A 6,297-nucleotide genomic window follows, 5' to 3' on the forward strand; every position below is an offset into this window, starting at 1 on the left:
AGATCGGCCGGCTTGCCAGTCATTTCGAGACAATGACCGACACCCTCGAGCATTCAACCCGCGAACTGGAACGGAAGGTTGCGCAACGTACTGACGAGCTGAACAGGCTGGCGCGTGTTGACGCCCTTACCGGGCTGAAGAACCGCCGTGGTCTGGACGAAGCCCTGGATGAAGAAATACAGCGGGCAAAACGACAGAACACGGGCTTTGGTCTGATCTGGCTGGACATTGACCACTTCAAGGCCATCAACGACGAGCTTGGCCATCAGGCCGGTGACGACATTCTCTGCCGCGTGGCACTGTGGCTCAAGGCCGGCGTGCGGCCCTACGACCACCCCGGCCGCTGGGGCGGCGACGAATTCGTGGTGGTGCTCTCGCCCTGCGATGAAGATACGCTGTGCCAGATTGCCGCACGGATACGCGAAACCATCGAAAGGGACAGCATTCGCACCGGCACGCCGGTGACCGTTAGCGTGGGCGGGTACCTCTGCCAGCCCGGTGACGACGTTGACACCATTCTGCGACAGGCTGATCAGGCGCTTTACCGTGTGAAACAGCAGGGGCGGAATAAAGTGCTTATCACGGATGGATCAGGCCAGGAAATTAACCCCGCGTAACATGGTCTGACTCATACCGCCATAACCGGTATACTCCGCAGCGACACTCAAATTTTATCCAGCCAGGTTCTGTTCATGCTCAATGCCGACGCCCTCAGCCAGTTGCGCCAGCTGAAAACCAATATCGAGGAAAACAAGGTTGTCTTTCCGGGTACCGTCAAAGCCACCAATGGGCGTTTCGGCTTTGTTGCGCTGGATGAGGGGCGAGACGTCTTCCTGCCACCGGAAGAAATGCAGAAAGTGCTGCCCGGTGACCGCGTCAAGATCACCGAGGAAGAGGGCGACAAGGGCAAGACCCAGGGCATGATCGACGAGCTTCTGGACACCAGTCTGGACACGTTCGTTGGTCGCTACCTGGTGAAAGGTAAAGGCCACTTCGTGGTGCCGGAAACCCCCGGCATCAACCGCTGGATCTTCATACCGCCGAAAGAACGCCAGGGTGCCGAGCCCGACGATTACATCTACTGCCAGATTCACAAACATCCGATCAAGGATGGCAAAGGCCAGGCAAAGATCCTGAAGGTCCTCGGCAAAGCCGGTGATACCGGCATCGAGCGCGCTCTCACCGTTGCCACCTTCCACCTGCCAGACACCTGGTCCGACGCCGTGCAGAAACAGGCCAGTGCGCTGGATGAATCAACCGTTGACGCAAAAAGCGAAGGCCGGGATGATCGCACCGACCAGCCCTATGTGACCATCGACAGCCCCGGCACCCAAGACATGGACGATGCCCTGCTGGCAGAGCCCAACGCCACTGGCTGGAAACTGTCCATTGCCATTGCTGACCCGACGGCTGTTATCGAGCCGGGCAGCCCTGCCGAGCAGGAGGCCTTTCGCCGCGCCACCGCCATCTATTTTCCCGGCGAACCACTACCCATGCTGCCGGATACCCTCAGTACCCGCCTGTGTTCGTTAATGCCGGACACCAAGCGCCTGGCACTGGTCTGCGACCTTCAGGTGAACAACGATGGCAGCCTCGGCGACTATCAATTTCATCAGGCAGTGATTCGCTCCCACGGCAAACTCAGTTATGAACTGGTCTCCAACCTGATCGAAGGCCGGGAAGACGACGATATCAAGGCGCTTCCGGATACCGTTTCCAACAGCCTCGACCAGCTCCACCAGATCGCCACCGCTCTGCGCAAATGGCGAAACGAGCACGCACTGGTGAACGGTGACCGCCCCGAATTCCGGCTGCGCCTGGACGAGAATCGCCGGATACGGCTGATCGAGCCCTCCGTTCAGAACGAGGCCCATCGCCTGGTGGAAGAATGCATGATCGCCGCCAACCGCTGCGCGGCCGACTTCCTGGGGCAACGTGACAAGGGGCTGTTTATCCAGCATCCCGGTTTGCGGGACGACCGCACCGACAACGTCCGCGCCTTGCTGGAAGGCTATGCCCCACAGCTCGCCGATATCGACGCCACCAGCGCCGCAGGCTTCCGCGACCTGATGAAGCAGACCGACGGGCTGGACGCAGAGGTTCCTGTCAAAGCCATTATTTCCCGCCAGCTTGCCCGCGCCGAGCTGTCGTTCACGCCCGCCCCCCACCAGGGCATGGGGCTGGCCGCCTACACCACGTTCACGTCGCCACTTCGCAAGTTCAGCGACTTCCACGTGCATCGGCTGATCAAGTCGATCCTGTGGCAGGAATCGCTGAACGAGCTCAACGATGACCAACTGGCCGAACTGCAACAGACCCAGATCCGCGCCCGCCAAGCAGCCAACAGCCTTGAAAACTGGCTCAAGAGCGATTTTGCGAAAACCCTTGGCGAGGACTTGATGACTGGCGTGATCAGCCGCACAACGCCTGCTGGGTTCTTTGTACGGCTGGACGCCAACGGCCTGGAAGGGTTCGTGAGCTGCAAGACACTTGAAGGTAAGTTCAGCTTCGATCCCGTTACGTTGCGCTTGATTCACAACAAAAACGGCCGTACGTTCCAGTTGGAACAACCCGTGACTGTGACCTTCTCCGGCGTCGACGACGAAAGAAAACAGATCCAGTTCAATCTGGTGGATGCGCCGACTGAAGGCCGCGAGCCCGCGAACACCGACGAGGCTTGAAAATCCGGCTCCGGAGCGCCATCTTAGTGAATAAGCGGGCACTTATTCGTTACGGAGGTGAATCCGGATGCCTATCAGCCCAACCGAGTTCCTGAAGAAGTACGGCTTCGAAGAGGAAGAAGAGGAGCGCGACCACAGCCTGCGCCACAATGCAATGGAGCACGCAAAGCACTTGAAGCGCCCTCATGCTGGCACACCCCATGACTGGGAAGAGTGGGAGCGCTACAAGAAAGAGCACCCGGACGAAATCGGAGACGAGGATAGCAATTAGTTCTGTCCGAGCATCTTCATAAGCGTTCGTCCTTGGCCTGTCACTGATCCCGCCAACCACCTTCCTTCAAGGCGGGCTAACATTATCTTGCAAATTTTTGCATTTCTATATATTTCATGCCTCTTTTCCAAAAAGAGGCTTATGCTTTAATAGCTTACGCAACGGACTCTTTGTTTTCCGCGACGTATTTCTAACTCGATCCCCTGCCTCGCGACCTTCCGAGCCTAACACTGTCATTAAAAATTGTTTATACAGTTACCCTGTTAACAGAGTGTCGTTGTTATCGACACCACCTCTAAATCAACACATATAAGGTATCAGGGATGACATTAAGTCCTTCTCGTTCCACCTCAAAGGTAAAACGGTCCTCGATCAAACGGGCAGGCGTATCACTCCTTGGCCTGTCTCTGGCAACCCTGCTTACGGGCTGCCAAACCTACAGATTTGATCCCGACAGTGTGAGTGCCCCCACCTCGTCATCCTATAGCACCGGGACAGTCCCCTTCACCGTTGTCGGAGACGAACGTCCTGATTGGCTGGTTCCGGAATCCGCTGATGTCCCTGAGGTTGTCGTAACCCGCACAACTGAAATGGCTGGAACACCCGATTTAAATGGTTTGAGCTTTCTTGGCTACATCTTGACGCTGACGCTGGTCCCCATCAAGGACGAAACACCTTATGCAGACGTCTTCTCTCTGACCTGGCAGGGAGAAACGCTGCTGGAAAGCCGTGTCGATTACTCTATCGACGGCTATTTCTCTGTTTACTTTCCGACGCCGATGATGTTTCTGGGTACACTGGGCGATAAGGAAGAAGAGAAATCCGTCGCCGAAGCCTACGTTGCTGACTATCACAGGGACAACGTTCTGGCCACTATCGATCAGCAGCGCACCGAATTCGAGCAGTTTAATCCCCAAACCACCGAAGAAATTGCAGCCTACCTAACCGGTCCCGGCGCAAACTCCGTTTACCGGCCTTCTGCCATCCTGCAGCTGATCGATCAAGCCCCTGAAACCGACACCCTCGCTTACCATGCTGCCAACAGCAATATACCCGGTTACACCGATCTCCTGCCGGTTCGCTATCAAGCGTGGATGATCGGCCCTGATAGTCTGCGTGGCATCGACCTGGAAACCAGATTGGCGCAGGGCGTCGACGCAGATCAACTGCTGGTGCAGATGCTCAACGCCTACCCAAATCAGCCCATTCAATCCGGCTACTACACGGGAATGACCCGGGCTCACCACCAAGTGCTCAAGGACGCTGGCCTCCCCGAGGGGTTGGTGGATCGCATGACTAATGAGGCCCCATCGGCCCAGTTATTGGCTGCGGCGAATACCGGCAAACTCCGTGACGAAAACGGCAACATCCGGATTCCAACCCAGGAAGAGCTCCTCGAACAACTGGTGCGCAAGGACAATCAAGGCAAATACATGAGCCCCTACACCAGCGACGACGTGCTGGCCGAGTGGGTCAACTCCGCCATTAACGCCAACATCGGGTCAACCGTTGGCACCGGCGTCGGTGCAGCAGCCGGTGCGTATCTGGGTGAAAAAGCTCTCGAACAGGTGCCGTTTGTTGGGGGGTTCCTGGGCGGTACTGTTGGCGCCGAAGTCGGCAAGAGCATTGGCCGTGAAACCGCTATCAGCGCGTCCGGCGGCTGGGAAGCTATTCGCAGCACTTCCGACCGCAGCTTTGACGATATATCGTCCATGGCTCGCTATCTGAAGGCAAAATACGGCCATACCGGCAACTTTGCTGATGCCATGGATGCCACCCGACAGATCTATCCCGAACTGGCCGAGACCCTCGCGCAAGTCCGCTAACATCAAATGGAGAATGGAATGCTTAGAAAAACTGCACTCACAACGGCTTGCGCCCTGGCAACGGCGACTCTGGTTCTGTCCGGATGCGCCGGAAACATCGAGAACGTCAAAGGTAAACCCACGGTCTACGAAGATGTTTCCAGCACTGGCCGAGTTGGCGGCGTTGGTATCGAAAGCCAGGACGTTGTTGCCGTCACCGACCAGATGATGCGGGATATGCTGGCCAACCCGATGCTGACCGGTCGCTCTACACCGCCTCGCATTATCATCGACAACGAGTACATCAAGAACGAGAGCACCTCGGTGGTCAACACCAACATGCTCACCGACCGCCTGCGCATCGAACTGAATCGAGCCGCCAACGGCCGCATGGTTTTTGTGGGTCGCCACTTCTCCGACATGGTCCAGAAAGAGCGCGACCTGAAGCGTGACGGCGCCGTCGACGGCGGTACGATCCGCCAGACTGCCGCGCAGGCCGGTGCCGATTTCCGCATGGGTGGCCGTATCACGTCGCTGGACGCCATCGACCGCGACACCGGAACCCAATCCCGCTACAGCCAGATCAGCTTCGAAATGGTCGATCTTGAACTGGGCACCATCGTGTGGAGCGGACTCTATGAAATGAGAAAGGCGGCCAAGGACAATGTGGTCTATCGATAAGCGATTGTTAAAGCCTGCGCTGGCCACGATTCTTGCCGGCGCGATCGCTGGCTGCGCGTCTGGCCCCAAGGTCTATGACCGGGCCGCGCTTGCACCTGCTGAACAAAGCCTGATCAACAGCAAGCCTGCCGCTCTGCGTGCTGACTTCCAGAACCTGTTTGAAGAGGGTCCTCGCAACAAGGTGCTGAACCTGATGGAAATCGGGGTCAAAGCCTACCGGGCCGGCTATCGGGACGAGGCGAAGAACACGCTGACCCAGGCCCGGCTTGAGATCGAGAATGTCTATGCCGATTCCGAGGCCGCCAGAAAGGCACGAAGCATCTGGTACGAGGAAGCGGAGAAAGACTTCAAAGGCGAACCCTACGAACGGGCCATGGTGTATTTTTACCTCGGCCTGATCTACCTGGAAGACGGCGACTATGGCAACGCCCGCGCCAGTTTTCTGGCCGGCCTGTTGCAGGATGCCTTTGCAGAGGAAGAACAGAACAGCACGGATTTCGCACTGCTGTTATACCTTGCTGGCTGGTCCGCACAGAAAATGGGCAGTGACCAACTGGCCGCAGAGCATTTTGAAGAGCTCAAGCTTTACCGGCCAGATGCCCCCATTCCTGGGGCCAACGACAATGCTCTGCTGATTGTCGAAACCGGTAAATCGCCCCGCAAACTTGGTGACGGCGTTGGTCACTATCAGTTGGTGTATCGACGGGGCAAGAACTTCCGGGATGTTGGCGCCGAAGTCAGGAATGGCGAAGAGTGGTCGTCGGTTTACCCCATGGAAGATGTCTTTTTCCAGGCCTCAACCCGGGGTGGACGCGCCATCGACCGTATCGTGGAAGGTCAGATCCAGTTCAAGGAAAAT

Annotated in this window: 6 protein-coding genes; all 6 read left to right on the plus strand. The window is 57.2% G+C overall.

Translation table 11 applies throughout. The features are described 5' to 3' along the window. A partial coding sequence (locus tag B3M52_RS08695) for a GGDEF domain-containing protein (protein ID WP_286749410.1) occupies window positions 1-617 on the plus strand: 617 nt, incomplete at its 5' end. Between the two features lie 75 nt (window positions 618-692). Beyond that, window positions 693-2,681: a ribonuclease R family protein gene (locus tag B3M52_RS08700; protein WP_075194686.1), complete on the plus strand. Its 1,989-nt coding sequence runs from the start codon at window positions 693-695 to the stop codon at window positions 2,679-2,681. 67 nt (window positions 2,682-2,748) lie between these two features. After that, window positions 2,749-2,952 carry a hypothetical protein gene (locus tag B3M52_RS08705; RefSeq protein ID WP_075194685.1) on the plus strand — a complete coding sequence of 68 codons (204 nt, stop codon included), beginning with the start codon at window positions 2,749-2,751 and terminating at the stop codon, window positions 2,950-2,952. A 590-nt stretch (window positions 2,953-3,542) separates the two neighbouring features. After that, window positions 3,543-4,778, plus strand: a complete 1,236-nt coding sequence (locus B3M52_RS08710) for a carboxyl-terminal protease-like protein (protein ID WP_226909988.1) — start codon at window positions 3,543-3,545, stop codon at window positions 4,776-4,778. Window positions 4,779-4,796: 18 nt separating this feature from the next. Continuing rightward, on the plus strand, window positions 4,797-5,438 hold the full coding sequence (locus B3M52_RS08715; RefSeq protein WP_075194683.1) for a penicillin-binding protein activator LpoB: 642 nt from the start codon (window positions 4,797-4,799) through the stop codon (window positions 5,436-5,438). After that, on the plus strand, window positions 5,422-6,297 hold an 876-nt coding region (locus B3M52_RS08720), incomplete at its 3' end, for a hypothetical protein (protein WP_286749411.1). The genes B3M52_RS08715 and B3M52_RS08720, both read left to right, overlap by 17 nt.

Origin of the sequence: Marinobacter sp. UBA2688, from assembly GCF_002352785.1 — a bacterium.
GTDB lineage: Bacteria > Pseudomonadota > Gammaproteobacteria > Pseudomonadales > Oleiphilaceae > Marinobacter > Marinobacter salarius.